Source organism: Streptomyces sp. NPDC088252, from assembly GCF_044740965.1.
Classification (GTDB): Bacteria; Actinomycetota; Actinomycetes; order Streptomycetales; family Streptomycetaceae; genus Streptomyces.
In genome coordinates, this window is the sequence record NZ_JBIURS010000001.1 from 27,802 (window position 1) to 54,794 (window position 26,993).

The 26,993-nt window shown below is 71.8% G+C and carries 16 protein-coding genes; 6 read left to right on the plus strand and 10 right to left on the minus strand.

Annotated elements, in window-relative coordinates; genetic code table 11:
• Positions 1–206 precede the first annotated feature (206 nt).
• The 4 genes from ACIOHC_RS00115 to ACIOHC_RS00130 all read right to left on the minus strand — a co-directional run bounded on the left by ACIOHC_RS00115 (position 207) and on the right by ACIOHC_RS00130 (position 4,906).
• Entirely contained in the window at positions 207–2,030 is a 1,824-nt protein-coding gene (locus ACIOHC_RS00115; RefSeq protein ID WP_401841207.1) for a protein kinase, read from the minus strand.
• Between the two features lie 30 nt (positions 2,031–2,060).
• Positions 2,061–3,083, minus strand: coding sequence for a serine/threonine-protein kinase (locus ACIOHC_RS00120; RefSeq protein WP_401840719.1), 1,023 nt, complete (start codon positions 3,081–3,083; stop codon positions 2,061–2,063).
• 100 nt (positions 3,084–3,183) lie between these two features.
• Positions 3,184–4,059 carry an ABC transporter ATP-binding protein gene (locus ACIOHC_RS00125; protein WP_389638411.1) on the minus strand — a complete coding sequence of 292 codons (876 nt, stop codon included), beginning with the start codon at positions 4,057–4,059 and terminating at the stop codon, positions 3,184–3,186.
• On the minus strand, positions 3,965–4,906 hold the full coding sequence (locus tag ACIOHC_RS00130; RefSeq protein WP_351073580.1) for an ABC transporter permease: 942 nt from the start codon (positions 4,904–4,906) through the stop codon (positions 3,965–3,967). Before ACIOHC_RS00130 ends, ACIOHC_RS00125 begins: the two co-directional genes overlap by 95 nt.
• A gap of 128 nt (positions 4,907–5,034) precedes the next feature.
• On the opposite strand from ACIOHC_RS00130, the gene ACIOHC_RS00135 reads away from it, so the two are divergent.
• Positions 5,035–5,649: a TetR/AcrR family transcriptional regulator gene (locus ACIOHC_RS00135; RefSeq protein WP_351073578.1), complete on the plus strand. Its 615-nt coding sequence runs from the start codon at positions 5,035–5,037 to the stop codon at positions 5,647–5,649.
• A gap of 59 nt (positions 5,650–5,708) precedes the next feature.
• Here ACIOHC_RS00135 and ACIOHC_RS00140 read toward each other — a convergent pair whose 3' ends face one another.
• Positions 5,709–9,296 (minus strand): CDP-glycerol glycerophosphotransferase family protein, encoded by a 3,588-nt coding sequence (locus tag ACIOHC_RS00140; protein WP_389638409.1) that lies wholly within the window; start codon positions 9,294–9,296, stop codon positions 5,709–5,711.
• A gap of 101 nt (positions 9,297–9,397) precedes the next feature.
• Here ACIOHC_RS00140 and ACIOHC_RS00145 point away from each other — a divergent pair, with 101 nt between their 5' ends.
• The 5 genes from ACIOHC_RS00145 (at position 9,398) to ACIOHC_RS00165 (ending at position 18,547) form a co-directional block, all read left to right on the plus strand.
• Positions 9,398–11,401 (plus strand): CDP-glycerol glycerophosphotransferase family protein, encoded by a 2,004-nt coding sequence (locus ACIOHC_RS00145; RefSeq protein ID WP_351073575.1) that lies wholly within the window; start codon positions 9,398–9,400, stop codon positions 11,399–11,401.
• Between the two features lie 125 nt (positions 11,402–11,526).
• The gene (locus tag ACIOHC_RS00150) at positions 11,527–15,093 is read left to right on the plus strand and encodes a bifunctional glycosyltransferase family 2 protein/CDP-glycerol:glycerophosphate glycerophosphotransferase (protein ID WP_351073611.1); all 3,567 of its coding nucleotides are present in this window, start codon (positions 11,527–11,529) and stop codon (positions 15,091–15,093) included.
• Between the two features lie 241 nt (positions 15,094–15,334).
• A complete protein-coding gene (locus ACIOHC_RS00155; protein ID WP_351073573.1) occupies positions 15,335–16,537 on the plus strand; it encodes a hypothetical protein in 1,203 nt (400 codons plus the stop codon).
• Between the two features lie 50 nt (positions 16,538–16,587).
• Positions 16,588–18,102, plus strand: a complete 1,515-nt coding sequence (locus tag ACIOHC_RS00160; protein ID WP_351073571.1) for a bifunctional glycosyltransferase/class I SAM-dependent methyltransferase — start codon at positions 16,588–16,590, stop codon at positions 18,100–18,102.
• Between the two features lie 70 nt (positions 18,103–18,172).
• A complete protein-coding gene (locus ACIOHC_RS00165) occupies positions 18,173–18,547 on the plus strand; it encodes a hypothetical protein (protein WP_351073569.1) in 375 nt (124 codons plus the stop codon).
• Between the two features lie 27 nt (positions 18,548–18,574).
• Here ACIOHC_RS00165 and ACIOHC_RS00170 read toward each other — a convergent pair whose 3' ends face one another.
• The 5 genes from ACIOHC_RS00170 to ACIOHC_RS00190 all read right to left on the minus strand — a co-directional run bounded on the left by ACIOHC_RS00170 (position 18,575) and on the right by ACIOHC_RS00190 (position 26,977).
• On the minus strand, positions 18,575–20,749 hold the full coding sequence (locus tag ACIOHC_RS00170; RefSeq protein WP_351073567.1) for a bifunctional glycosyltransferase family 2 protein/CDP-glycerol:glycerophosphate glycerophosphotransferase: 2,175 nt from the start codon (positions 20,747–20,749) through the stop codon (positions 18,575–18,577).
• A gap of 60 nt (positions 20,750–20,809) precedes the next feature.
• Positions 20,810–23,116 carry a CDP-glycerol glycerophosphotransferase family protein gene (locus ACIOHC_RS00175; RefSeq protein ID WP_401840724.1) on the minus strand — a complete coding sequence of 769 codons (2,307 nt, stop codon included), beginning with the start codon at positions 23,114–23,116 and terminating at the stop codon, positions 20,810–20,812.
• Between the two features lie 162 nt (positions 23,117–23,278).
• Positions 23,279–24,190 carry a carbohydrate ABC transporter permease gene (locus ACIOHC_RS00180; protein WP_365689111.1) on the minus strand — a complete coding sequence of 304 codons (912 nt, stop codon included), beginning with the start codon at positions 24,188–24,190 and terminating at the stop codon, positions 23,279–23,281.
• Entirely contained in the window at positions 24,187–25,605 is a 1,419-nt protein-coding gene (locus ACIOHC_RS00185) for a carbohydrate ABC transporter permease (RefSeq protein WP_401840726.1), read from the minus strand. Before ACIOHC_RS00185 ends, ACIOHC_RS00180 begins: the two co-directional genes overlap by 4 nt.
• 4 nt (positions 25,606–25,609) lie before the next feature.
• Positions 25,610–26,977 (minus strand): ABC transporter substrate-binding protein, encoded by a 1,368-nt coding sequence (locus ACIOHC_RS00190; protein ID WP_389638405.1) that lies wholly within the window; start codon positions 26,975–26,977, stop codon positions 25,610–25,612.
• Positions 26,978–26,993 lie beyond the last annotated feature (16 nt).

A 26,993-nucleotide genomic window follows, 5' to 3' on the forward strand; every position in this document is an offset into this window, starting at 1 on the left:
CGTGGGGGGGGGGGGGGGGGGGGGGGGGGGGGGGGGGCCGGGGGGGGGGGGGGGGGGGGGGGGGGGGGGGGGGGGGGGGGCCCCCCGCCCCCCCCCCCCGCCCCTTGTCGTCGGACGGACGTGACCGCGGGCCGAGGCCCCGTCCCGTCCCGGGGCTGTGGGGGAGCGGGTGCTGCCGCGGCTGCGGAGCCGCGGCAGCGGTGCTTCTACCGCTGCCACAGGGTGAGTTCGGTGAAGTAGTCCGGCAGATCGTTGGTGCTGCGCCTCTCCACCTTGGTGATCTTCAGCATGGCGAGATTGCCGTCGGACGTCACCGTGCACAGGCGGGTGCCCACCGGGAGGGTCTGGCCGCGCTGGAGTTCCTTCTCCCTGATCTCGGACGGCAGGACGTCGGACTGCGAGCCCTGAAGGCACTGTTCGGGGGTGGCTCCGGCGCTCTTGCCCATGGGCGTACGGAAGGTCCAGCTGCCGCCCAACACCTCGCTCAGCTCCAGCTCGTCGTCGCTGTCGGTGAATTCGCTGGGGCCCGAGATCCGTGGTTCGTCGAGATCGACTCCGATGACACTCGGCTCGGCGGGTGCCCGCAGCGCGAACGGCCGGTCCTTGAAGATCACCTTGTAGCTGCTCTGCTGCGCGGACGATCCGGACGAGGGGGAGCCCGACGGCTTCGGATCGGATTCGGGATCGGAATCCGGGGCCGAGGGCCGGTCGCTGTGCTTGACGTCGGCGTTCGTGCTGTCGCCGCCCTTGTCATTGCCGCGGGTGGCGATCACCCATGTCCCCGCGACCAGCAGCAGCGCGACCCCGGCGGCCGCCGCGACCCGCAGCGGCTTCCGGGACTTCAGGGCGGGCGCGGTCGCCGGAGCCGGGGCGGGCACCGGCGGCGGCACGGTGGGGTGGCCGGGCTGCGGCGGGGTGTGTGGCGTGGGCGGCTGGTGGGGCAGGGTCGTCGCGAATCCGGTCTGCGCACCCGGCGGCACCGGGTCGGCGGGGGCGGTGGCGCCGGTGCGCGACGGGCCCGTGCCCGGCGGGTAGGTGGGCACCGCCGCCGGGTCCGTCGCCGGCTGCGGGGGCAGTTGCGCTGCCTGCTCGCGGCGGGCGATCTCGGCGGCGAGCGGCTCCGGCAGCCAGTCGGCCGATTCGCTCAGCGGCCGTCCGGCCGACTGCTCGCACAGAGCGGCGAGTTCGGCGGGGGTGATGCGTGCCCGCGGGTCGGCGGCCAGGCAGCGTTCCAGCAGTGGGCGCAGCTCCTGCGGATAGCCGTCGAGCCGCGGCGGCCGGTGCTCGGTGTTGGCGATCTGGGCGGCGACGGTCATCGCCCCGCCCGCTCCGTACGGATGGCGGCCGGTCGCCGCGAGCGCCGCGATCAGACCGAGCGAGAAGGCGTCGGTGGCCGGTCCGACCGGCTCGCCGAGGGCGTGCTCGGGCGACATGAACTGCGGGGTTCCGATGAGCCCGCCGCTGCGGGTGAGCTGGGTGGCGTCGGCGGCGCGGGCGATCCCGAAGTCGATGACGTACGGACCGCTCGCCCCGAGCAGGATGTTGCCGGGCTTCAGATCGCGGTGGACGACCCCTGCCGCGTGGATGGCGGTGAGCGCCAGGGCCGTGCAGCCGATGAGTCGGAAGACCGTGGGCAGCGGCAGCGGCCCGTGGTCCGTGAGCGCCGAATGCAGCGACATGCCGGGCACGAACGCCGAGGCGAGCCAGGGCTGTCGGCCGGAGGTGTCGTGGTCGACCACCGGCACCAGGTGATAGCCCTGCACCCGGCGGGCGGCCTGCACCTCCTGCTCGAACCGGCGGCGGAATTCGGGATCGTCGCCGAACTCGCGGCGGATCAGCTTCAGTGCGACAGCCTGGCCGCCGCGGGTGTGCGAGAGATAGACGGTCCCCATGCCGCCCTCGCCGATGCGGGCGAGCAGCCGGTAACCGGAGGTCTCGCGCGGATCGTCCGGTCCCAGAGGTGTGAGTATGTCGCCCGTGCCGGTACTGATGGGAGCCTCCCCGCTCGCGTGACCGAAATCCGACCGGATGGAGCCTACGATAGGTGGCGGGCCGTCAATTCACCCTTCCCGGTCGGGGCTTCTTCGGATCGGGCGGGGCCGGCCGGCGGCCATCGGATCACGCACGGTCGGCACATAGGTGGGGGTGTACGAGGACGGGCGGGGCCGCGTCGCCGTCTCGATCCGTGCCACGGCCGACGCCACCGGGCCCGGCAGCCAGCAGGTGAACTCCCCCTGCCCCGGACCGTCGTCCCCGCCGAGCGCCTCCCGGCACATCCGGGCGACCTCGCGGGCGGCGGGGCGCTCCTCGGGCCGGGCGGCCAGACAGTCTTCGAGCAACTGCCGCAGCGGCCGCGGGTGATGGTCCAGGCGCGGGGGTTCGCGGTCGGTGCCCGCGATCCGGGCGGCGACCGCGAGACCGTGGCCCCGGCCGTACGGATGCTGCCCGGTGGCGGCCTCGGCGGCCAGCAGCCCGAGCGCGAAAACATCGGATATGGGGGTGAGGTCCCGGCCCAGCGCGTGCTCGGGCGACATGTACTTCGGGCTGCCGATCAGCCGCCCCGCCGTGGTGAGGGTCAGGGCACCGGCGGCCCGCGCGATCCCGAAGTCCAGCAGCCAGGGGCCGCTCGCGGCGAGCAGCAGATTGCCGGGCTTGATGTCCCGGTGGATGACCCCGGCGGCGTGGACGGCGTCCACCGCGCGGGCGAGGGCGCCGGTCAGCCGGAGCACCGCGTCCGTCGGCAGCGGCCCGTGCGCGCCGAGCACGGCGTCCAGCGGCAGCCCGGGGACGTAGTGGGTGGCGAGCCAGGGCCGCGGCCCCTCGACGTCATGGTCGACGACGGGCACCAGGTGGTATCCGGAGACCCGGCGGGCCGCGGCCACCTCACGGGCGAACCGCACCCGGAACTCCGCGTCCCGCGCGTACTCCCGGCGGATCACCTTCAGGGCGACGGGGTGGCCGCCCCGGGTGTGCGAGAGATAGACGCTGCCCATCCCGCCCTCGCCCACCCGGGCCCGGAGGGCGTAGCCGGAGATCTCCCGCGGGTCGTCCGCCCGCAGCGGTCCCGGTACGCCGTCCTGCATGTGTCCCCCTGGGCCGTGTCCGTGAAGTCCCGCCTGCCCCGAGGCGGTTCGAGCGCGAGCCCGTTGTGCGGCAGGGGACTTTATCGCCCGCCGCTACGACCTACTTCTTGCCGGTGAACCTCTCGTACGCGGCCACGACCTCGTCCGCCGGACCGTCCATCCGCAGCGTCCCGGCCTCCAGCCAGATCGCCCGGTCGCAGGTCTCGGTGATCGACTTGTTGCTGTGACTGACCAGGAAGACCGTGCCCGCCTCCTTGCGCAGCTCGACGATCCGTTCCTTGCTGCGGCGCTGGAACCTGGCGTCGCCGGTGGACAGCGCCTCGTCGATCAGGAGGACGTCATGGCTCTTGGCGGCCGCGATCGAGAACCGCAGCCGGGCGCCCATGCCGGAGGAGTACGTCCGCATCGGCAGGGTGATGAAGTCGCCCTTCTCGTTGATGCCGGAGAAGTCGACGATGCCCTGGTAGCGGTCGCGGATCTCGGCCCGCGTCATGCCCATCGCGAGGCCGCCGAGGACGACATTGCGTTCGCCGGTCAGATCGCTCATCAGCGCCGCGTTCACCCCGAGCAGCGAGGGCTGGCCCTGGGTGTGCACCCGGCCCTTCGTCGCGGGCAGCAGGCCGGCGATCGCCTTCAGCAGCGTCGACTTGCCCGAGCCGTTGGAACCGATCAGACCGATCGCCTCGCCCTTGTGCGCGGCGAAGCTCACTCCCTTCACGGCGTGCACCTCGCGCACCCCCGGGGCCTGCCGGCGCGAGACGATCCGGCTGAGCGCCGAGGTGGCGCTGCCCTTTCCGGTGCGGGCGCCGTTGACCTTGTACGTGATGTGGACGTCGTCCACGACGACGGTCGGTACCCGTTCGTTGATGTCGGTCACGTTGTCAGCCACGTCCGTACCGCTCCTCGGCCTGCCAGAAGTACACGAATCCGCCCACCCCGCACACGAGTGCCCAGCCCGCGGCGATCGCCCACACATGCGGCGGCAGATGGGACGCGCCGAAACTGTCGATGAGCGCGAACCGCATCAGGTCGATGAAGACGGCGGCCGGATTGCACTCCAGCATCACCACCACGAAGTGCGGAACCCGGTCTCCCGCGAGCATCCTGTCCACGCTCCACATGACGCCCGAGGCGTACATCCAGGTGCGCAGGATGAACGGCATCAGCTGGGCGACGTCCGGCGTCCGGGCGGCCAGCCGCGCCACCACCATCGAGACGCCGGTGTTGAACACGGCCTGAAGGAACAGCGCCGGAACCGCCAGCAGCCAGGACGGCCTGGGGAACTGCCCGAACCCCACCAGGATCAGCACCAGCGCGCCCAGCGAGAACAGCAGCTGCTGGAGCTGCTGGAGGGCGAGTGCGATCGGCAGCGAGGCGCGCGGGAAGTGCAGGGCCCGTACGAGACCCAGGTTGCCGCTGATCGCGCGGGTGCCCGCGGTGATCGAACTGCTGGTGAAGGTCCAGATGAACACGCCCGTGACGAGGAACGGAACGAAGTCCTCGATGTTGCGCTTCGTGTTCATCAGGACGCCGAAGATGAAGTAGTAGACCGTCGCGTTCAGCAGCGGGGTCATGATCTGCCAGATCTGGCCGAGCTTCGCCTGGCTGTACTGGGCGGTGAGCTTGGCGGTGGCGAACGCCGTGATGAAGTGCCGCCGCCCCCACAGCTGCCGGATGTACGCGCCCAGGGAGGGCCGGGCCCCGCTCATGGTCAGGCCGTGGCGGGCGGCGAGCGCGGCGAGCTCACCCGGCGCGTACACCGGGAGGAGAGCACCGGCGGGGGTGTCGGCCGGGGCCGCTGGGGTTGTTGTCTGGCTCACCACGATCGCTTTCGACGGGAGGGCGGGAACGCGACGACCGACGGGACGGAACCGTATCGTCGCAACGCCGAGGGTAGGGCGCATCCGCGTCGCAACGCAACCGTTTCGTCGTTACGGACTATGATTCGGCCATGACCACCGACCCGGGAACCCGCCGCCGTGTCCCCGCCGGAGCCGCCGTGCTGCGCGAGGACGTCACCGATGCGATTCGCAGCGCCGTCTTCGAGGAGCTGGCAGCGGTGGGCTTCGCCCGGATGTCGATCGAGGGCATCGCCCGGCGCGCGGGCGTCGGCAAGACCGCCGTCTACCGCCGTTGGAAGTCCAAGCTGGCCCTGGTCCTCGACCTGGTCTCCGCCGTCGCCGTCCAGGGCATGCCGGCCCCGGCCACCGGTTCGCTGTACGGGGACGTCCGCGCCGTACTGGAGCTCGCCTCCTACGCCCTGCGCCATCCCGTCGCCTCGCAGGTCATCCCGGACCTGCTGGTCGAGGCGGCCCGCAGTCCGGAGATCTCCGACACGATCAAGGCCGCCCTGCTGGACCCGCAGCAGGGCATCGCCGCCGTCGTCGTGCGGGACGCCGTGGCGCGCGGCGAACTGCCCGAGGACAGCGACCCGGACCGCGCCCTGGACCTGATCGTCGGCCCGCTCTACTGGCGGCTCGCCGTCGTCCGTTCCCCGCTGCCCAAGGGCTACCTCGACGACCTGGCGGCATCCGCGGTCGCCGCGCTCAAGAACCGGTCCGGCTGAAGGATCACGGGACAGCCCTCGGGAAGCCCGGCAGGGCGGGAACCCGGGCCGGGCGGGTCCTACCCCTCGGCGAGCAGCCGGTCCGCCACCCGCGCCGCCGCCCCGCCGTCGTCCAGGTCGCAGAAGTCCCGGCGGAAGCTCTCGTACGCCTCCGCATGCCATGCCGCGGACGCGGCCAGCGTGCCCGGGTCGCGCAGCGTCGCGGCGATCTCGTCCGTGCCGACGAGCAGTGGACCCGGCGCCCGCGTCTCGAAGTCCAGGCAGAATCCGCGCACCGTGTCGCGGTAGTGCTCCAGGTCGTAGGTGTGGAAGAGCATCGGGCGGCCCGTGTGCGCGTAGTCGAACATCAGCCCGGTGTAGTCCGTGACCAGCACATCGGCGATCAGCAGCAGTTCCGCGGCGGCCGGGTGTGCCGACACGTCCCGGACGCCGTGCCCCTCGGGCACGCTCCCGGTCACCCTCGGGTGGCGCCGCACCAGCAGGGTGTGGCCGTCGGCGAGCGACCGTGCCAGGGCGGCCAGGTCGAGCGCCGGATCCCAGCGGTAGCGGGGCCGCCCGCCTCCGGTGCCGGGCGGTTGGGCCAGCTGGTCACGGTAGGTCGGCGCGTACAGCACGACCTGGCGGCCGTCCGGGATGCCGAGCCTGCGCCGTACCCGCTCGGCGGTCTTGGCCCGGTCGGCCGCGAAGAGCAGATCGTTGGCCGGGGAGCCCGCCTCCAGGACCTCGCCCCCGTAGGCCAGCGCGCGGCGCAGCAACGGGGTGGAGCGGCGGCTGGGGGAGACCAGGACGGACCACTGGGCGGCCCGGTGCGGCAGCGAGGCGAGCTGGTGGTGGTCGGCGTACAGGGTGCCGCCCAGGTCCGTGCCGAAGCGGCCGAGCGGGGTGCCGTGCCAGGTCTGCACGACGGTCTGGCCGGGCCGTCGCTCGAACCATTCGGGCAGCTGGTCGGCGGTGACGATCCGGCGGGACCGCGCAAGCGCCTCGTACCAGTCGGCGCTGTGCTCGATGACCGGGACGGCGGTGGCCGGGGTGTGCCCGTGCAGCCCGTCCGTGACCCAGAGGTGCTCCGACTCCACTCCCCGGCGCACGAGTTCGGCGTGGACGGCGCGCGGCGAGTCGCCGCCCGTGTAGAGCACGGCGTCCCGCAGCGGCAGCGCACGCCGGGCCGGATAGTACGTCCCGCGCAGTTCGGCCCCGCGGTACGCGCCCCGCTCGGGGACCGCGAGCACCGACCCGGCCTGTACGGTCAGCCGGTCGCCGAACCTGCGGTCCAGGGCGAACTCCCGGCGGGGCGCGGGGGCCGTGCCGTCCGCGCCGGTGCGGTGGAGCGGCAGCCGGGTGCCGAGCGCGGTCAGCACCCGGACCGGCCGGCCGCCCAGATACGCGTCCCAGCGGCCCTCGTGCAGCCCCGCGGCCACCGAGGGCGCGAGGAACGCGGTGAAGCGGCGCCCCTCGCAGGCAGCCGCGCAGGCCCCCTCGCCAGGCCCTTCGGACGCCTCTTCGAACGTCCCGTCGGACGCTCCGGCGCCGGCCGCGCCGTACGCCCCGGCGCGCGGCTCCTCGTGCGTGACGGGGACCGTCACCGTCACGCGCAGCGCCTCGTGCCGCAGTACGAGCCGGTCGTCCGGGCCGTCGTCCTGCCGCACTCCCGCCCCGGCCCCGGTCATCCCCTCCATCCGCAGCGCCCCCTCCGCCGTCCACGCGGCCCCGTCCACGAACGGCTGCCCGCTCAGGTCCAGCACCAGTTCGCCCGCCGCGTCGGCCACGACCGGCGGCGCCGCCTCCGGGGCCGCGGCCAGCGGTACCCGCGACCCGTCCGCCAGCACCAGCCGGGCCCGCCACCGTCCGCCCGGCTCCGGCTCGACCTCGCGCGGCGCCCGGTGCGGTGCCGGTGAGGCGGCTGCCATCCCGGCGAGGTCGGCGAGCGGAATCCGTACCGTGAAACGACCATCCGCCCGGCACTCGACCGGGTGACCGAACTCCTGGTCCCGCACCCCTTCGCAGGTCAGCACCAGGGCCTTCGGCCGGGCGCTCCCGTACAGCCGGCCGGTCAGCTCCAGGTCCTCGCCGATACGGCGGTCCTCGCACCGGGCCGGCAGCTGGGCCAGCGTCAACCGGAGCCGGCCGCCCAGGTAGTCGAGCACGGCCCGCCGGCCGTCGCCCAGGTCATGGACCAGCGGCTGGACGGCCCCCGCCTCCACGGCGCGCACGGCCACCCGGCGGACCGTGCCCTGAGCGGCCACCATCATGCCCACCAGCCAGCCGCCGGGCCGCAGCCGGCGCGGGTCGAGTGTGAGCTCGAAGCCGGAGTGGTCGTAACTGTGCAGCTGCTGACCGGAGTCGATGGTCGCCTCGGGCGAGGGGACGTTCCGTACCGGCACCGTCCGCAGCTGCTGGCCATGGGTCGAGCGGACCATGCCCACCTTCAGCGACTGACGCGACGACGCGGCCGGCAGATTGCGGATGTACGCGTATCCGCGCAGCCGCAGCTTCCCGTCGTCGTCCCACCGCGCCTCCAGCAGCCGGGCCACGGCAGGGAGATCGGCACGGGCCGGCCGGGTGCTGACAGGGACGCCGGGGAATCCGGCCTGCCGCCGCCCCGGCACGCCGCCGACCATGAACGTTCCGGTGCCGTTCGCCCGTTCGAAGGCGAGCACGGAGAGCAGCTCCGCGAGCCTGCGCTCCTTCACCAGCCGCCACTTGATCCGCAGCTCCGCCGGCAGCTCGTGCGCCACGGCCCGGCCCGATCTGGCCGGCCCGTCCATCCGTTCCATCCGGTCCAGGAACGCCCCCGCGCCCGCCATGAACGCGTCCCGGTACTCGGGCCCGCCCATCGTGAGCCCCTCCAGGAAGTACACGAAGTCGTCGCGCAGGCACGAGAGGTCGTAGCGGCGCCGCGCGGCGCCGTTGGCCATCCCGCCCCTGCCCGCCAGGAACGCGCTGACCTGTTCGCACGCCGAGATCCGGTCCCGTACGCCCCGGACATCCGTACGCCGCCGGGTGATCGACCCCTCCCGCACCCGCCAGTAGTAGACGTGCTCGTGCAGCACGTCGACCGAGCCCGCCAGGAAGTGCGCCGGGATCATCACCGGGGTGTCCTCGTAGAGCTTCCCCTCCGGGAAGGCGAAGGCGTGCCGGTCCCAGAAGGAGCGCCGGAACACCTTGTTCCAGGCGACCCGGTCGGCGAGCAGCCGAGGATCGCGGCTGATGTGGGTGCGTGTCCGGGTGGCGGTCAGCCAGCGGTACTGCCAGGCCTGCTGCCGCCCCCGCTCGTCCAGCCGCCACACATTGCCGGTCGCGAGGTCGGAGCCGGTGGACTCCAGGGAGGCCAGCATCCGTTCGTAGGCGTCGTGGACGACGACGTCGTCGCTGTCGACGAACGCCAGGTACGGCACGTCCGCCGTGGTGTGCCGTACGCCCGTGTTACGGGCCGCGCTCAGCCCGCCGTTGGGCCGGCGGACATAGCGGAAGCGGCGGTCGCGGGCGGCGAAGGCCTGGGCGACAGCGGTGCTGCCGTCCGTCGAACCGTCGTCGACGAGGACCACCTCGATGTCGGTGACCGACTGTCCGGCCACCGACCGCAGGCAGTCCTCCAGACAGTCCTCGACGTTGTGGACGGGGACGACGACACTGAGGCGCGGCTTCATGTCCGGTCAACCGGGGCGGACGCCCCCGGTCACCGGCACTGCCCCGAACGGGTGAACAGGCGATTCGGCGCGCGGTGAGTGCGCGATTACGCTCGGCTGCCATGCTCCTCAGTGTCGTCGTGCCCGTCCACCGCGCTCAGGGATATCTCCGGGCCACCCTGGAGTCCGTGCTCGGCAGGGCCGGCGGCGGACCGGAACTGCTCGTCGTCGACGACGGGTCCCGGGACGGCAGCGCCCGCATCGCCGCCGAGTTCGCGGCGCGCGACCCGAGGGCCAGGGTGCTCACCCTCCCCGGGCACCACGGCGCGGGCGCGGCACGCAACGCCGGGGCGGCGGAGGCGCGCGGCCGGTATCTGCTCTTCCTCGACGACGACGACCTGCTGCGACCGGGCGCCCTGGAAGCGATCGACGCACTCCCGGCCGGGAGCGAGCCGGACGTGCTCCTCCTCGGACACGACCGCGTCGACTGGTGGGGCGACGTCACGTCCCCGGAGCCGGTGCCCGACGCCTTCTCCACCACCACCCCGCGCCTCTTCCGCCGCGCCTTCTGGACCGCGCACGGCCTCCGTTTCACCGACGGTCCGTACGAGGACGTCCTCCCCGTCCTCCGCGCCACCCTCCTCGCCTCCGACGCCGGCACGCTCGCCACCCTCGACCGGATCTGTGTCCGCCACCGCGTCCGCCGCACCGGCACCTTCGCCACCACCCCGGGGCGCCGGCACTTCGCGATCCTCGACGCGTACGAACGGCTGCTCGCCGAGACCGGCCACGACCCGCGCGTCCGGGCGGCCCGCACCCGCCATCTGCGTGCCGTCCTCGCCGACCCCGGCCGGATCGCCCCCGAGGACCGCGCCGCCTTCCACCGCGCCGCCGGCCTCCCCGGCGGCTACGCGGTCGAGCGGGCCCGGGAGGCCGCCCGCACCGGCCGCGCCCGCACCCGGGCCGTGCTGCTCCGTCGGAGGAAGACGCTCCGCGCCCGCGTCATGCGCGCCGCGTACCGCATGGACCTGCACCGTCCCCTGGACCCCCGTCTCGCGGTGTACGGGGCCTACTGGAACCGGGGCGTCGCCTGCAACCCGGCCGCGATCCACGCCAAGGCCCTCGAACTGGCCCCGCACATCCGGGGCGTCTGGGCCGTCTCGTCCCGTCATCGCGATCGCGTGCCGCCCGGCATCCCGTACGTCATCGAGGGCTCGCGCGCCTACTGGCGGGCCATGGCCACCGCCACGTATCTGATCAACAACTCCAGCTTCCCCGGCGGGTTCACCAAACGCCCCGGTCAGCGCTACCTCCAGACCCACCACGGCACCCCGCTGAAGACCATGGGCCTGGACCAGCGCCCCTACCCGGCCCTCACCCACGGCATCAGCTTCGAGAGGATCGTCGCCCACGCCGACCAGTGGGACTTCTCCCTCTCGGCCAATCCGCACACCACCGAGATCTGGGACCGGGTCTATCCCTCCGGCTACGAGCACCTGAACCTCGGCTACCCGCGCAACGACATCTTCTTCACCGCCACCGCGGAGCAGACCGCCGCGATCCGCCGGCGCCTCGCCCTCCCCCCGGACCGGACCGTGCTGCTGTACGCGCCCACCCACCGCGACTACCGCAAGGGCTTCGTCCCCCACCTCGACCTGGACCGGCTGGCCCGCGAACTCGGGCCGCAGTACGTGGTGCTGGTCCGCGCGCACTACTTCTACGGCCGCTCGGCGGGGCTGGGGAACGCCCGGGTGATGGATGTGACCGGACATCCGTCCGTCGAGGAACTCTGCCTGGTATCCGACGCGTTGATCACCGACTACTCGTCGCTGATGTTCGACTACGCCTGCCTGGACCGCCCGATCATCAGCCACGCCCCGGACTGGGCTGCCTACCGGGCCTCGCGCGGCACCTACTTCGATCTGCTCTCGGGCCGCCCCGGCGACACCCCGGGCGCGGTCGCCACCACCGAGGACGAACTCCTGGACCTGTTCGGGACGGGCGAGTGGTGCTCGGCGCGGACGACGGAGCTGCGGGCCGCGTTCCGGCGGCGCTTCTGCCCGTACGACGACGGGCACGCTGCCGAGCGCGTGGTGCGGCGGCTGTTCCTGAGCGACGCGAGGTAGACCCGACCGGCAACGCGGCGCGAGCGATGTCACCCGTTCGGGAGAGACCGCAACCGGTGACCCCCGGCCGTCCCCGGGGTTGAGCCGTACGGACAACCAGGCCCCGATGAACGGACGTGCCCAACATGCCGCCACGGCTCAGTGTCGTCGTACCCGTCCACAACGTCGAGCTCTATCTGACGGACTGCCTGAAGTCCCTCGCGGAGCAGACCATGGCCGATCTCGAAGTGGTGATGGTCGACGACGGGTCCACCGACAACAGCGCGGCCCTGGCAGCCGCGTTCGCCGCGCAGGACGGCCGGTTCCGGCTGGTGAGCCAGGAGAACGGCGGACTGGGGCACGCCCGCAACACCGGGGTCCGCAACAGTGATCCGGACGCCCGCCATCTCGCCTTCGTCGACAGCGACGACGTACTCCCGCCGCGCGCGTACGAACTCCTCATCGGCGCCCTGGACGAGACGGGTTCGGACTTCGCGTCCGGCAACGTGCTGCGGCTGCGGGCCTCCGGCAGGCTCCAGCAGTCACCCAACTTCCGCAAGCCGATGGCGACGACGCGGCTGCGCACCCACATCTCGCGCGACTGGGACCTCGCGGCCGACCGGATCGCCTGCAACAAGGTGTTCCGCCGGTCCTTCTGGGACGAACACGCCTTCGCCTTCCCGGTCGGCGCCCTGTACGAGGACATCCCGGTCGTCCTGCCCGCCCACTTCCTGGCCCGCTCCGTCGACGTGCTGAAGGACGCCGTGTACCACTGGCGCGACCGGGAGGGCTCGATCACCACCCGCCGCGCCGTCGTCCGGGGCGTCCAGGACCGGGCCTCGCACGTACTGGGCGTCTCCACCTTCCTCGACGAGCACCGCGGCGCCGCCGACAAACGGCAGTACGAGGCGCACGTCCTCGCCCATGACCTCTGGTACTTCATGGAGGCCCTGCCCGACGGCGACGAGGAGTACCGGCGCGCCTTCCTCACCTACGCCAACGAGTTCACCGACCAGGTCGACCCCGCCGTCCTGGAGGCGCTCCCGCTGCGGCTGCGGCTGATGTGGCACCTCGTGCGCGAGCGGCGGACCGAGGAACTGCTGGCGCTGCTCGCCTACGACAAGGCGGAGCCGGGCGCGTTCGCGGTACGGGGCGTGCGGCGCCGCAGCGCCTCCTTCCCGGCCCTCACCCGGCCGGTGCCGCGCCCGGTGCTGCGGGTCACCGACCGGGACCTGCCGCTCACGGCCCGGCTGCGGGACGCCCGCTGGCGGGACGGCAGGCTGCACCTCAAGGGGTACGCGTACATCCGGAACCTGCCGGCCACCTCGCGCGGCAGCGAGTTCCGGGCCGGGTGGCTGCGGGCGGGACGGCGGCACGTGGTGCCGCTCCGGCTGCGCACGGTCGTCGAGCCCGAGGCCACCGCCCGGTCCCGGCAGAGCCTGCACGACTACGACCGGTCCGGCTTCGAGACCGTCATCGACCCGGCCAGGCTCCGCATCGACGCGGGCGGCAGTCTCGAACGGCTCACCTGGCGCCTGGAGATCGGCATCGCCGGGCACGGCATGCTGCGCCGCTCAAGCCTCTCGACGAACGAGGCGGCCGCACCACCGCCCGTGCACCGGCCCGACGGCGACCACCGGATCGTGCCCGCCTTCGACGGCGGCAGGCTGGTGCTGCACGCCGAGCGGATCGACGCCCGCTTCGAGACGCACCGCGCGGGCGACACGGGCGACGGCGACGCCACCGTGGTGATCGACGGGATGATCCGCGACCGCCTCGGCGCGGGGCCGCTGCGCCTCGCGTTCACCCACCGGGCCTCCGGGACCTCCTTCGACCGTCCGGTGACCGTGCACGAGGGGACCGTGCCCTCGGCGGCGGGCTGGCGGCGCTTCACCGCGGACGTCCCGCTCGGCGCCTTCGCCGACGCCCGGCCGGGAACGGGAGAGGGGGCGGCGCCCGCGCAGGTCTCCTACAGCCTGCATCTCGTCGGCCCGGACGGCCGCCGGACACCGATCGATGTGCCGGGGCCCGTCCTGCCGGGCCGCTACCCGCTGGGCCGGCACGGCGACGAGCGGCGCGAACTCGGTCTCACCGCCGGCCCCCGGGGCAACCTGCTGATCAGCGACCGCACCGTACAGCCGGCCGTCGACCTGGCGACCTGGACGGAGAACGGGCAGCTCCTCCTGGAGGGCACCTACCCGGGCGACCCGGACCGGCCCGTCGAACTGGTGGCCCGGCACAGCGGGCACGGCGAGGAGGCCGTCTTCCCCCTGGCCCTCTCCGGTGCCGCCGGATCACGCCGGTTCGGGGCGGTGCTCCGGCCGGACGCCGTCGAGGTGCCCGGCGGGGAACTGCCGCTGGGCGAGGGCCACTGGTACCTCTTCCTCCGCGAGAAGGGCGCGCGGGACGACACCGGCGGCACCCCGCTGCGCATCCCGGCCGCCGCCCACCGCACCCTGCCTGCGGCCCGTACCCTCGCGGGCCGGAGGTACGTCATCGAACGGCGCTTCCACGACCAGTTGCTGATCGACTGCGCATCGGTCCTCACCGCCGCGGAACGCGGTCCGCGCGGCAAGCGGCTGCTGCGCGAGGCGTACCGGGGCCGGCGGTCCGTGCCGCTGCGCGACACCGTGCTGTACAGCAGTTTCGACGGCCGTCAGTACTCCGACTCGCCGCGCGCGATCCATGAGGAAGTGGCCCGGCGGGGAACCGGGCTGGAGCAGCTGTGGGTGGTGCGCGACCAGCAGGCCCGGATCCCGGAGGGCGCCACGGCCGTCGAGCACGGCTCCGCCGCCTGGCACGAGGCGCTGGCGAGCAGCCGTCACATCGTCACCAACACCCAGCTGCCGGAGTGGTTCGAGCGGCGCGAGGGGCAATGTGTCGTCCAGACCTGGCACGGCACCCCCCTCAAGCGCATCGGTCTCGACCTCGCGGGTACCGCGCGGGCCAACGCCGCCTATATCGCCACCATCGAGCAGCGCGCCCGCCAGTGGAGCCTCCTGGTCTCCCCGAACCGCTTCTCCACCCCCGTCCTGCGGCGCTCGTTCGGCTACCGGGGCGAGGTCCTGGAGTGCGGCTACCCCCGCAACGACCTGTTCCACGCCACGGACCGGACCAAGGTCGCCTCCGCGGTGCGCGAGAGGCTCGGCATTCCCGAGGGCAGGCGGGTCGTGCTCTACGCGCCGACCTGGCGCGACGACCGGCCGCGGGGCGGCGGCCGCTACGCCCTCGACCTGCGGCTCGATCTGGCCGTGGCCGAGCGTGAACTCGGTGCGGACACCGTTCTGTTGGTGCGTCGGCACTATCTGGTGACCGACCATCTGCCGGACAGCGGCAGCGGCTTCGTCCGCGACGTCTCGCGCTACGGGGACGTCGGTGAGCTGATGCTGATCAGCGACGCGCTGGTCACCGACTACTCCTCGCTGATGTTCGACTTCGCCCAGACCGGCCGCCCGATGCTCTTCCACACCTACGACCTGGCGCACTACCGCGACACCCTGCGCGGCTTCTGCTTCGACTTCGAGACCCGCGCCCCCGGCCCCCTGATCCCCGGCTCGGCCGGACTCGTCGAGGCGCTGCGCGACCCGGAGCGGGCCACCAGGGGACACGCGCAGGCGTACGAGGCGTTTCGCCGGGACTTCTGCGACCTGGACGACGGACACGCGTCGGCGGGGGTGGTCGACCGGATGCTCCGGGAACCGGTCCGGCCCTGATCCGGCCCCGGCCCGCCGGGCCCCGGCCCATGCGGACCGGCCGGTCCCGGCGGCGGCCTGGCGATGCCACCACGCCCCGCTTGAACCGTTCGAGTGATTCATGAATTCGGACGTTTGCGCAGATGCCCAGGGCATGGAAGTCGCGATCCATATAAGTGTGGTTATCGGTGCGTTGTCCGGCGCCTTCGGGTTGCTACGTTCTGCTTTCATGGGTATCCGAATGAGGTGCGAAACCTGGGGCGTGCGGCGGGCAAGAGCGGTGGTGCTCACCGCCGCGGCCGTCGGTCTCCTCACCCGAATGCTGATCGCGGCGAACATGCCGGGCCCGGCCGACGTGCGAATTTTTCACGGTTTCGCCAAGGCCGTCGTGCGATACGGCCCCATTCGGATTTACGAACAGCCGCTGCCGGGGCTGCCCGTCTACAATCATCCGCCACTGGCCGGCTGGATGCTTCTCGGTCTGAACGACCTCTCCGAACTCGGAATCCCGTTCGGAACGCTGATCAGATCACCTGCCTCGATCGCCGACTTCTTCTGCGCGCTCGTCGTGTTCGAAATCATGCGCCGGCGTGGCTCCGTCGGCCTGGCGGTCGCCTGCGGGGTGGGCGTGGCGCTCAGTCCCGTACTGATCGCCACCTCCGGCTATCACGGCAACACCGACGCGGTGGCCATCACCTTCGCCCTGGCCGCCGCCCATCTGCTCGTGGACCGGAAGTCCCCGCTGGCCGCCGGGGTGAGCGCCGCGCTCTCGATCAGCGTGAAGTTCATCCCGGTGGTGGTGATCCCGGCGCTGTTCGTCGTCGCGCTGCGGGCCGGCCGGCCGGTGCTCATCCGCTTCACCGCCGGGTTCGCCGCCCTGATCGCCCTCGTCTGGGGGCCGGTCCTGCTGACCGTGCCGGAGAACCTCAAGGAGAACGTCCTGGAGTACGCGGGCGGCAGCTACCGCCTCTGGGGCATCGTCCGGTTCGCCGATGTGCTCGGACTGCCCCAGTCGTTCATCGCCTTCGTCCAGGGCGAGGGCCACTTCCTCTTCGTGCTGGCCTGTGCGGCGGCCGGGGTCTGGCTCGCCCGGCTGCGTCCCGCGCAACTGCCCGTGGTCGTCGGCGTCACGATGGGCCTCCTGCTGCTGCTCTCCACCGCTTCGGCCCTGCAGTACCTGACCTGGGCCGCCGCCGGGCTGTTCGTCGTCGGGTTCTGGGAGGGCGCCGCGTACAGCTGTCTGCTCGGCGTGACCGCGGTCCTCGGCTACCAGGGGCGCTCCGCCGTGCGCTGGAGCGAAACGGTGCTGCACTTCGGCGAGGCCGGCTGGTTCGTCCTTGCCGTCGGCCTCGTCAGCGGAATCCGCAAGATCCTCGCCGCACCGCCGACCGTGCCGCCCACCGCCGGGCGGGCCGCGGTCATGGCTCCCCGCACCTCGCGGCCCACCGGTTCCACCGTCAACTGACCGTCTCCCCCTCCGAGCACCGAGCACCGAGCACAACTGGAGAACGCCCCGTGAAGGAAAGCCCGAGCCCCAGGATCGGCATCCTGGTGGTCGCGTACAACGCCGAGACGACGCTGGAGAGGACCCTCGACCGCATTCCGGAGGACTTCCGGTCCAAGGTCGCCGAGGTCCTCATCCTCGACGACGCGAGCCATGACGCGACCTTCACCGCGGGCTGCCGCTGGTCGCAGACGGAGGGAATGCCGCGGACCGTGGTGATGCGGCACACCAAGAATCTCGGATACGGCGGAAACCAGAAGGCCGGATACGCGCTGGCCGCCGAACACGGGCTCGACATCATCGTGCTGCTGCACGGCGACGGGCAGTACGCGCCGGAATTCCTGCCCGACATGGTCGCACCCATCGAACGCGGCGAATGCGAAGCCGTGTTCGGCTCCCGGATGATGAAATCCGGATCCGCTCTCAAGGGCGGCATGCCGATGTACAAATGGCTCGGCAACCGCATTCTCACCCGTTTGGAGAACGCCCTCCTCGGCTCGCAGCTCACCGAATTCCACTCCGGGTACCGCGCCTACAGCGTCGCGGCACTCAAGAAGCTGCCGATCCACCGGAACACCGACGCCTTCGACTTCGACACCCAGATCATCGTCCAGCTGCTCAACGAGGGAATGCGGATCAAGGAGATCCCCGTCCCCACCTACTACGGCGACGAGATCTGCTACGTCAACGGCATGAAGTACGCGAAGGACGTGGTCAAGGACGTCCTCGAATACCGGCTCGCCGTCAAGGGATTCGGCACCTGCGCCTGGATCCCCAAGCCCGTCGAGTACGCGTTCAAGGAGGGCGACGGTTCCTCGCACGCGGTCATCCTGGAGAAGATGCGCAGCCTCCCGCCCGGCCGGGTCCTCGATCTCGGCTGCTCCGGCGGCCTGTTCGCACAGCGCCTCGAAGCCCTCGGCCACGAGGTGACGGGCGTGGACTACGTCGAGGTCCCCGGCGTACGCGAGAAATGCACCCACTTCCACCTCGCCGACCTGGAGGAGGGCCTGCCCGCGGGGATCGGCGCCGACTTCGACTACGTGGTCGCCGGCGACGTCATCGAGCACCTCTCCCGCCCCGAGCGGGTGCTCGCCGAGGTCGCCACCGTGCTGCGGCCGGGCGGCCATGTGCTGCTCTCCGTACCGAACTTCAGCCACTGGTACTCAAGGCTGCGGGTGGCGCTCGGGGTCTTCGACTACGACCGGCGCGGCATCCTCGACGAAACGCATCTGCGCTTCTTCACCCGGGCCAGTCTGCGCCGCACGGTCAGGGCCGCGGGCTACGACGTCCTCCATGTCGCCTCCACCGGGGCCCCGTTCTGGGCACTGCTCGGCGGTGGACCGCTTCCCGCGGTCCTCGGCGGGGTGTCGAAACTGCTCACCCGGATCCGGCCGACGCTGTTCGGCTATCAGCACGTCGCACTGCTCACCCCGCACGCGGCCGAGACGATCATCGCTGGAGAGCACGTCGATGTACAGGACATCCTCGACCGACAGTACGTCCATGCCGACCGGGTCGGCGTCTGAGGCCGACGTCCTCCGTCCCGCCCCCGCACCTTCGTCCGCGACCCCGGTCGTCGCAGTCAGGAGCAAGGTCTTGACCCTTCCCAGTCTGATGCTGCTGCTGTTCGCCGTGTTCTCGTCGGCGGGCGGCCAGATCATGCTCAAGCACGGGATGAAGGGCGCCGCGGCCGCCGCCGCGCAGGGCGGGGGATCCGTCGTCCTGCGTGCCGCGACCAGCCCCTGGGTCGTCCTCGGCCTGGTGGTCTTCGCGGTGTCGGCGCTCGCCTGGATGACCACCCTGGCCAAGGTGCCGCTGTCCATCGCCTACCCGTTCAACGCTCTCGGGTATCTGCTGATCGTGCTGGCCGGCGCGACCGTGCTGCACGAACGGACCTCGATGTGGACCTGGGCCGGCTCGCTGCTCGTGGTCGTCGGGCTCGTCACGGTGATGGCGGGCCAGCAACGCTGAGACCGCGTCGGCGGACGGACCTCGTCCTCAGGCCCGTCCGCCGACCGGCGCCGCTTCCCCCAGCAGCACCTGCCGTACCACCCGTTCCGCGGCGCGCCCGTCGTCGTACGGGCAGAACCGGGCCCGGAACGCGGCCCGCCGCGCCTCGTTCGCCGGACTCCGCCAGCTGCCGTCGAGGAGGATCCGGGCCAGCTCCTCGGTGCCGGTGGAGACCGCCCCCGGGGTGTCGCCGGGTCTTCCGGACAGCAGATCGAAGCAGACCCCCCGGACCGTGCGGTACGTCTCCCAGTCGGGGGCGTGCACCACGATCGGACGGTCCAGATGGGCGTAGTCGAACATGACCGACGAGTAGTCCGTCACCAGCGCGTCCGCCGCCAGGCACAGCTCCTCGATCCGCGGATGGTCGCAGACATCGAGGAGCGAGGGGTGCTCCGGCAGCCCGGCACCCTCGTAGAAGTAGTGGGCGCGGACCATCACCACGGTGTCCGGGCCGAGCGCCTCGCAGAGCCGGGCCAGATCCAGCCGGCTGGTGAACGCCGCCTCGTAGTCGCGGTGCGTCGGCGCGTACAGCACGGCCCGTTGCCCGGGACGGATGCCGAGCCCCGCGCGGATCTCCGCGATCCGCTCGTCCGTCGCCGTCGCGAAGACGTCGTTGCGCGGATACCCCGCTTCGAGGGACCGCGCGGCGCCCGGGTAGGCGCGGGCCCACACCTCGGTGGAGTGGGGATTGGCCGAGACGCTCCAGTCCCACCGGTCGACGCGCTGGAGCAGCCGGTCGAAGTTCAGCCCCTGGGCCGCCGCCGGATAGTCCTGCTGGTCGAGCCCCATGATCTTCAGCGGCGTGCCGTGATGGGTCATCACATGGATCTGTCCGGGCCGCTTGACCAGGTGATCGGGGAAGTTGACGTTGTTGAAGAAGTACGTGGCACGGGCCATCACCTGCCAGTAGCGGCGGGTTCCCGGCACCACGTGGTCGATGCCCCCGGGCAACGAGTCGACGTGGTTCCTCGCCACCACCCACACCCCGCGCACCTGCGGGGCCAGCTCCCGGGCCTTGCGGAAGACGGCCTCCGGATTGCAGCTCACCCCGCGATTCCAGTACGCGGCGTAGACGGCGAGCCCGGGGTCCAGCGGAAGCCTCCGCTGCCACCAGTAGTAACGCGTGGACAGGGTGCGCCTGGCCCGTGCCCGGACCGCACCGGGGGCGGCCCGCAGGCTCCGGCGCAGGGCCAGGACCGTGTCGAGGGCAGCGAGCGCGACGTACCGGCCGTCGCCCATCAGTCTCGGCCGCAGCCCCTTGGCACCATCCGGGAAGCGGTGCTCCTCGGGCCGGTGCGCCCGGTGGAAGGCCGCCACGGACCGCACGTAGCGCCTGCGTCGCCGGGTCACCGACAGGTACCCGGCGAGGAGCTCCGAGGCCGCCCGGTCGAAGAGCAGGGCCCGTACGGGACGCAGTGGCGGCCGGTCCCGGACGAACTCCATCAGACCGGCGTACGCGTCGACGAGCCGGTGCGGTGCGGTGCCGTCCGCCGGTTCGGGCCCGTCGGCCTCGACGGGCAGACCGCGCAGGCCGCGGTGCTCGACGCACGCGATGGGGAGCACGGCGACGGATCCGGCCGCGGCGAGGGTCTGGACCGCGTACATCCGCTCCCCGTGCCGCCCCGGTCCGAAGACCAGCTTCTCGCCCTCGTGAAGAGTGCGGCGCACGGCGCGGTTCCAGGAGACCGGTGCGATGTCCAGGAGATCGGGATGCCCGGCGAGGGTGAGCCGGTCCTCGGGCAGCGTGCGGAGCAGCTCCAGTGACCGGGTCGGCCGGGGGCGGCCCCGGAACGGCCGCCGGTGATGGCCGAACAGCAGCAGTTCGGGGTCACCACAGGCCTCCAGCCGGTCTGCGACGGCCCGCAGGGCGCCCGGCAGCAGGACGAAGTTGCCCTCCAGGAACAGGAGATAGTCGCCGACGGCCCGCTCGACCCCGGCGTTGCGCCGCCCGCCCTGGCCGGCCCCCGACGGCAGATGGACGGCCTGCACCCGGCGGTCCCGTGCGGCGAACTCGTCGAACAGCAGCCCCGATCCGTCCGGCGCGCCGTCGTCGACCCCGACCACCTCGATGTCCGTGAACGACTGGGTGAGCACCGATTCCAGGCACTCGCGCAGCTGCCCTCGGGCGCGGCGGACGGGGATGACGACACTCAGCCGGGGCATGCGGGCTCTTTCTCGGGCTCGGTTCTCGGGGCGGGCAGGGGGGTACGGGGAGGAGCGCGGTCAGGGGAGGTTGGTGGGCCGTGCCCCGGCGAGACCGAGGCCCGTGGAGGCCTGCCGGTCCCCGGGGAGCGCGGCGCGGGCGGGGACCGGGACCCGTGCCGGGTCGCCCGCCGCCGGTGCGGGCCGCCGCAGCGCCGGAGGGATCACCGGCGGATGCACGGCCGTCTCGCCCAGGAACACCCGGCGTACCACCCGCTCCGCCGCGTACCCGTCGTCGTACGGACAGAAGCGCTCCCGGAACGCCTCGCGCCGCTGGGCGGAGCGGGTGCCGCACCAGTGGCCGGTCGTGAAGACGTCCAGCAGCTCGGCCTCGCTGTACGCGATCGCGCCGGGCGGGCAGGAGTGCAGGTCGAAGTAGGTGCCGCGGGCCGCTTCGTACGCCTCGCGGTCGCCGCAGTGGATGACGACGGGCCGGTCCAGATTGGCGTAGTCGAACATCAGCGACGAGTAGTCCGTGATCAGCGCGTCGGAGGCGAGCGCGAGGGCCTCGACGGACGGGTGGCCGCTGACGTCGACGACCCGCGGATGCGGCTCGCGGACCGACTGGGCCCCGTACGAGTAGTGGGCGCGCGCCAGGATCACGAAGCCCGGACCGAGGGCCCGCGCCACGCGTGCCAGATCGAGCACGGAGTGCTGATCGCGCCGGTAGTCGCGGTGCGTGGGCGCGTACAGCAGGGCCAGGGTGCCCTCGGGGACACCGATCGACTCGCGCAGCCGCGCCACGTCGTCGGCGGAGGCCCGCTGGTAGATGTCATTGCGCGGAGAGCCGTACTCCAGCGTCGCGCAGCTCGCGGAGGCCGACGGATAGGCCTTCTCCCAGACGAGGGTGGAGTGCCGGTTCGCGGAGAGGGAGAAGTCCCACTTGTCGACATTGGCGAGCAACTGCCCGAAATCGGTCCCGCGGGCGGCCGCCGGCCGGTTCTGAAGGTCCAGTCCCATGGTCTTGAGCGGGGTGCCGTGGTGGGTCTGGAGCAGCACCTGGCCGCGCCGCTTGACCAGCCGCCGGTCGAAGTTGACGTTGTTCACCAGATAGCCGGAGCGGGCCAGCGCCCGCCAGTACCCGTACGTCCCGGGGGTGATGCTGCGCGTCCCGGTGGGCACGGTGTGCGCGTCCTCGGGGCGGCAGATCCAGGCGGTCCGCAGGCCGGGGACCAGCTCGCGGGCCTTCGCCTCGATCGCCGCCGGGCTGCAGGTGTAGCCGCGGTGCCAGTACGCGGCGAACACCGCCCGGTCCCTCTGGACGGGCAGCCACAACTGGACGCGGTAGTACGCCTGGAGGGCGGCGGCCCGCAGTACCCGGCGGACGGCCGCGGTGCCCCTCCGCAGCCGTCTGTGCAGCAGCTGCGCCGCCCACAGCGCGCGGTAGGTACGGCGCGCGCCCAGCCGGATCAGGCCGTGGCGCAGCCGGGCGCGGTGCGGGGCGGGGGCGCCGGGGGTGCGGTAGCGGCCGCAGTGGGCGCGGGCACGGCGGAAGAACTCGGCATGGCTGCCGCGCGGCAGCCTGCCCCGGGTGGTGAACACCGTGCAGAAGTGGTCGAGCATCCTGCGGTGGATCACCGGCCGCCAGGGCGCGAGCCGGGGGTGGGAGTCGATGAACGCGAAGACCCGGTCGTACTGTTCGAAGATGTCGAAGTGCTTGCGGCTGGTGGTGGCCAGGATGTTGCCCTGGCGCCGCTGCCGGTAGCCGACGCACACCCGGTCGAGTACCGCGATCGAGCGGGCGGCCATCAGCACCGGGTAGGTCCAGGGCGTGTCCTCGTAGTAACCGGACGGGAAGGCGAACTTCCCGGCCTCGACGAACTCGCGGCGGTACGCCTTGTTCCAGACGACCATCAGGACCTTCAGCAGCCCCGGCCGGTCGGCGAGCGTGAAGGTGGCGGGGCCGGTCTGGGAGAGGTGCTCGGCGAAGGTGTTGCGCACGCTCTCGCCCGTCCAGTACGTACGGGCGTAGTCGTAGACCACGACGTCGGGTTCCCCGGTCTCCTCGATCCGGTCGGCGACGGCCCGCAGTGCGCCGGGGGCGAGGGTGTCGTCGCTGTCCAGGAAGATCAGGTAGTCGCCGGTGGCCTGCGCGATCCCGGCGTTCCGGGCCCGGCCCAGGCCCACGTTCTCCGGCAGGTGCAGGGCCCGCACCCGGCCGTCGCGGGCCGCGAACTCGTCGATGACGGCGCCACAGGCATCGGGTGAGCAGTCGTCCACCGCGATGAGCTCGAAGTCCTCGAACGACTGGGTCAGCACCGAGTCCAGGCTCTCGTGCAGATACGCCTGAACCCGGTACGCGGGCACGATGACACTGAACCGGGGCACAACACATCCATGGGTCGTTCGCAGCGCGGGCGGGCGGTCCGCAAACGGCCGATGGAGTGACGGAGTTACGTCAAAACGTGGCAAACCTGTGAAAGTGCAGGTGGGGTGGCCCTGTTGCGGTGAACAGGACCACCCCGTGTTGACGTACGACTGTGCGGCGTACTACTTCACCGCGCCCGCCATCACGCCGGAGACGAACTGGCGCTGGAAGGCGAAGAAGACCGCCAGCGGAATCACCATCGACACGAAGGCGCCGGGCGCCAGCACATCGATGTTGTTGCCGAACTGCCGCACCTGCTGCTGCAGGGCCACGGTGATCGGCGGGGAGCCGGAGTCCGCGAAGATCAGCGCGACCAGCATGTCGTTCCACACCCAGAGGAACTGGAAGATCCCCAGAGAGGCGATCGCCGGACCGCCGAGCGGCATCACGACCCGGGTGAAGAGCCGGATCTCGCCCGCTCCGTCGAGCCGTGCCGCCTCCAGCAGTTCCCTCGGGATCTCCGCGAAGAAGTTCCGCAGCAGGAAGATCGCGAAGGGCAGACCGAAGGCCGTGTGGAAGATGACCACGCCGAAGGTCGTCTCGAAGATCCCGACCGCGCCGAAGAGCTTGGACACCGGGACCAGAGCCACCTGGACCGGCACCACCAACAGCGCCACGACCACCAGGAACCACCAGTCGCGACCGGGGAAGTCCATCCAGGCGAAGGCGTATCCGGCCAGTGAACCGATCACGACGACCAGGACGGTCGCCGGGACGGTGATCATGACCGTGCTGAGGAGGGAGTGGGTGATGGTCGAATTGTCGAGCAGTCGGGAGTAGTTGTCGAAGGTGAGCTGGGAGGGGGCCGTGAAGATCTTCCACCAGCCGCTCGACGCGATGTCGTCCGCGCCGCGCAGCGAGGAGAGCAGCAGCCCGACGGTCGGCATCAGCCAGAACAGGCCCACCAGGATGAGGAAGACCCGCATCACGCCGCCGCCGGCGCGGGCGGCGATGCGCGCTCCGAGGGACCGCTCGGCCTTCACCGGTGCGGTACCGGCCGTCGTGCTCGCGGTCGTGGCCGAGGCTGTCGTCATCGGCGCCCCTCCTTCCGGATCCGGCGGATGTTGACGTACATCACCGGGAGTACCAGCAGCAGCAGGAGTACGGCGATGGCGCTGCCGATCCCGAGGTCGGCGTCCGTGCCGAACGAGGAGCGGTAGAGCTGGAGCGCCAGCACGTTCGCGTCGGCCAGCGAGGAGCCCGGTGAGATGATGAAGACCAGGTCGAAGACCTTCAGGACGTTGATCATCAGCGTGACCAGCACCACCGAGAGAACGGGCGCGAGCATCGGCACCGTGATCCGGCGGAACACCTGCCACTCGTTCGCGCCGTCCACCCGGGCCGCTTCGAGGAGTTCACGCGGCAGACCGGCCAGCCCCGCGGCGATCAGCACCATCGCGAACCCGGCCCACATCCAGACGTAGGAGCCGATGATCGCCGGTGTGACGAGCGTCGGGCCGAGCCACTCGACCCCGTTGTACGGCTCATTGAAGTTCGACGCGGGCAACCGGAGTTCGGCGCCGTCGGCCGAGGCGGGCAGGGTGAACCTGCCGTCCGCGCCCGCGGTCGCCGAGGCGACCACCTTGCCGTCCTTGACCGCCTCGACCTCGATGCCCTTGAGCCCCAGCTCCTCGGCGTCGATGACATTCGGTCTGCCGCCGCCGCCCTTGGTGAAGTCGAGCCACGCGGTGCCGGTGATCTTCCCGGACTCCGCCGCGGCGGCCTTCGCCGGCTTCGCGTCCGTCGGCATCGTCGCCGGAGCCACACCGACCAGCGGCAGTTGGACCGGCTGTCCGGCCCGTACCGGCGCCTTGGTGACGAACGAGCCGCCGCCGCCCGCCTTGAGCGGATGGACGGGCAGCGGATGTGCCTTCGGATAGCTCGCCGACTCGGCGAACGTGTCGTGCACACCCACCCATACGGCGTTGGCGACCCCGCGCTCCGGGGCCTGGTCGTACACCAGCCGGAAGATGATGCCGGCGGCGAGCATGGAGATCGCCATCGGCATGAAGACGACCAGTTTGAACGCCGTACCCCAGCGGATCCGTTCCGTCAGCACCGCGAAGATCAGCCCGAGGGCCGTGGAGACCGTCGGCGCGAACACGACCCAGATCGCGTTGTTCTTGATCGCCGTACGGATGGTGTCGTCGGTGAACAGCGCCTTGTAGTTGTCGAATCCGGCGAAGCCCGTGCCCGCCTGGTCGAAGAACGACCGGTACACGGAGTACACGATCGGATAGACCACGAGCGCGCCGAGCAGTACCAGCGCGGGCGCCAGGAAGAGCGCGGCGATGATCCGGCGGGTGCCGGTCACACTCCTGCGTCCGCGCCCCGGGCCACCGGCCGGGGCATCGGACGGCCTCCTGGGCGCGGGTACCGACGGCTGTCCGGAGGGTTGCTTGTCGGCGGGGGGCACCGCGTCGGCGCCCCCCGCTGCGGCTGTCGTCATCCCGTCAGCTCTTGTACGCCTTGGCCGCGTCGGACTCCAGCTTCGCCTGGGTCCCCGCGATGTCCTTCGGGTTCTTCAGGAAGTCCTGGAGGGTCTTCCACTCGCCCTTCCCGGGCGTCCCGCCGAAGGACTGCGGGGCCTGGTCGGACATGTCGAACCGGACCGCGTCACCCGCCGAGATCAGCGCCTTCGCCATCGTGCGCTGCACCTCGTTCGGATACGCGGCGGCGTCCAGGGCCTTGTTCGGGGAGATGAACCCGCCCTGTTCGGCCATGATCCTCGCCGCGTCGGTCGAGGCCAGCCAGGTCAGCAGGGCCTGGGCGCCCTTGCCGTCCTTCAGGGCCACCGCCGCGTCGCCGCCCGTCACGACGGGGGACTCGGCGCCGACCGCCGGGAACGGGAACACCTTGGCGTCCGTCCCGATCTTCGCCTTCGTCTGCGCGATGTTGACGGCCACGAAGTCGCCCTCGTAGACCATCGCGGCCTTCGGCTGGTCTCCGCCGGTGAAGGTCTGGGTGACCGAGGCCGGGAACTCCGTCTGCAGCGCACCGTCGGCGCCGCCCGCGATCAGTGACGGCTTGCCGAAGAGCTGCGCGAGCGTGGTCAGCGCGTCCTTGACGGAGGGGTCCGTCCACTTGATCTTGTGCTGGGCCAGCTGGTCGTACTTCTCCGGGCCCGCCTGGGAGAGATAGATGTTCTCGAACCAGTCGGTGAGGGTCCAGCCGTCCGCGCCACCGACCGAGACCGGGGTGACACCCGAGGCGGAGACCGTCTCGGCCGTCGCCAGGAAGTCCTTCCAGGTCTTCGGCTCGGACGCGCCCGCGTTTTCGAACGCCTTGGCGTTGTACCAGATCAGGGACTTGTTGGCGGCCTTGAAGTAGACGCCGTACCGGGTGCCGTCCACCGTGCCGAGGTCCTGCCAGACCTTCGAGTAGTTCTTGTCCAGCTGGGCCTTGGCCTCGGGGCCGACCGGCTTGGCCCACTTCTTCTGCGCGGCCTGCTGGATCGCGCCGACCTGCGGGATCATCGCGACGTCCGGCGGCTGACCTCCGGCGATCTTCGTACCGAGGAAGTTGACGATCGGGTCCTGGGCCGGGACGAAGGTGACCGTCGCCCCCGTGCGGTTCTCGAACTCCTTGAGGACCTTGACGAAGTTGGCCTGCTCGGCTCCGGTCCAGACCGCCGCGACCGAGAGCTTCTCGCCGTCCAGTTTCGGCAGGGCGACGCTCGACGAGCCCCCCTTGCCGTTCCCGGAGCTCTTTTCCGGCTTGCCCTTTCCGCTGCCACCGTCGTCGCTGCAACCGGTGAGGGCCAGTGCGCCGATGGCGCTGAACACCACGGCGGCCCTGCTGATCCGAAGGGTTGTGCGCATAGCTTCCCCGTCTCTC

Coding starts and splice junctions, on each gene's coding strand:
- ACIOHC_RS00120 (WP_401840719.1), bottom strand. CDS start 3,083: ATGCAGGACGGCGTACCGGGACCGCTGCGGGCGGACGACCCGCGGGAG.
- ACIOHC_RS00125 (WP_389638411.1), bottom strand. CDS start 4,059: ATGTGTGGGCGATCGCCGCGGGCTGGGCACTCGTGTGCGGGGTGGGCG.
- ACIOHC_RS00135 (WP_351073578.1), top strand. CDS start 5,035: ATGACCACCGACCCGGGAACCCGCCGCCGTGTCCCCGCCGGAGCCGCC.
- ACIOHC_RS00140 (WP_389638409.1), bottom strand. CDS start 9,296: ATGAAGCCGCGCCTCAGTGTCGTCGTCCCCGTCCACAACGTCGAGGAC.
- ACIOHC_RS00145 (WP_351073575.1), top strand. CDS start 9,398: ATGCTCCTCAGTGTCGTCGTGCCCGTCCACCGCGCTCAGGGATATCTC.
- ACIOHC_RS00150 (WP_351073611.1), top strand. CDS start 11,527: ATGCCGCCACGGCTCAGTGTCGTCGTACCCGTCCACAACGTCGAGCTC.
- ACIOHC_RS00170 (WP_351073567.1), bottom strand. CDS start 20,749: ATGCCCCGGCTGAGTGTCGTCATCCCCGTCCGCCGCGCCCGAGGGCAG.
- ACIOHC_RS00180 (WP_365689111.1), bottom strand. CDS start 24,190: ATGACGACAGCCTCGGCCACGACCGCGAGCACGACGGCCGGTACCGCA.
- ACIOHC_RS00185 (WP_401840726.1), bottom strand. CDS start 25,605: ATGACGACAGCCGCAGCGGGGGGCGCCGACGCGGTGCCCCCCGCCGAC.
- ACIOHC_RS00190 (WP_389638405.1), bottom strand. CDS start 26,977: ATGCGCACAACCCTTCGGATCAGCAGGGCCGCCGTGGTGTTCAGCGCC.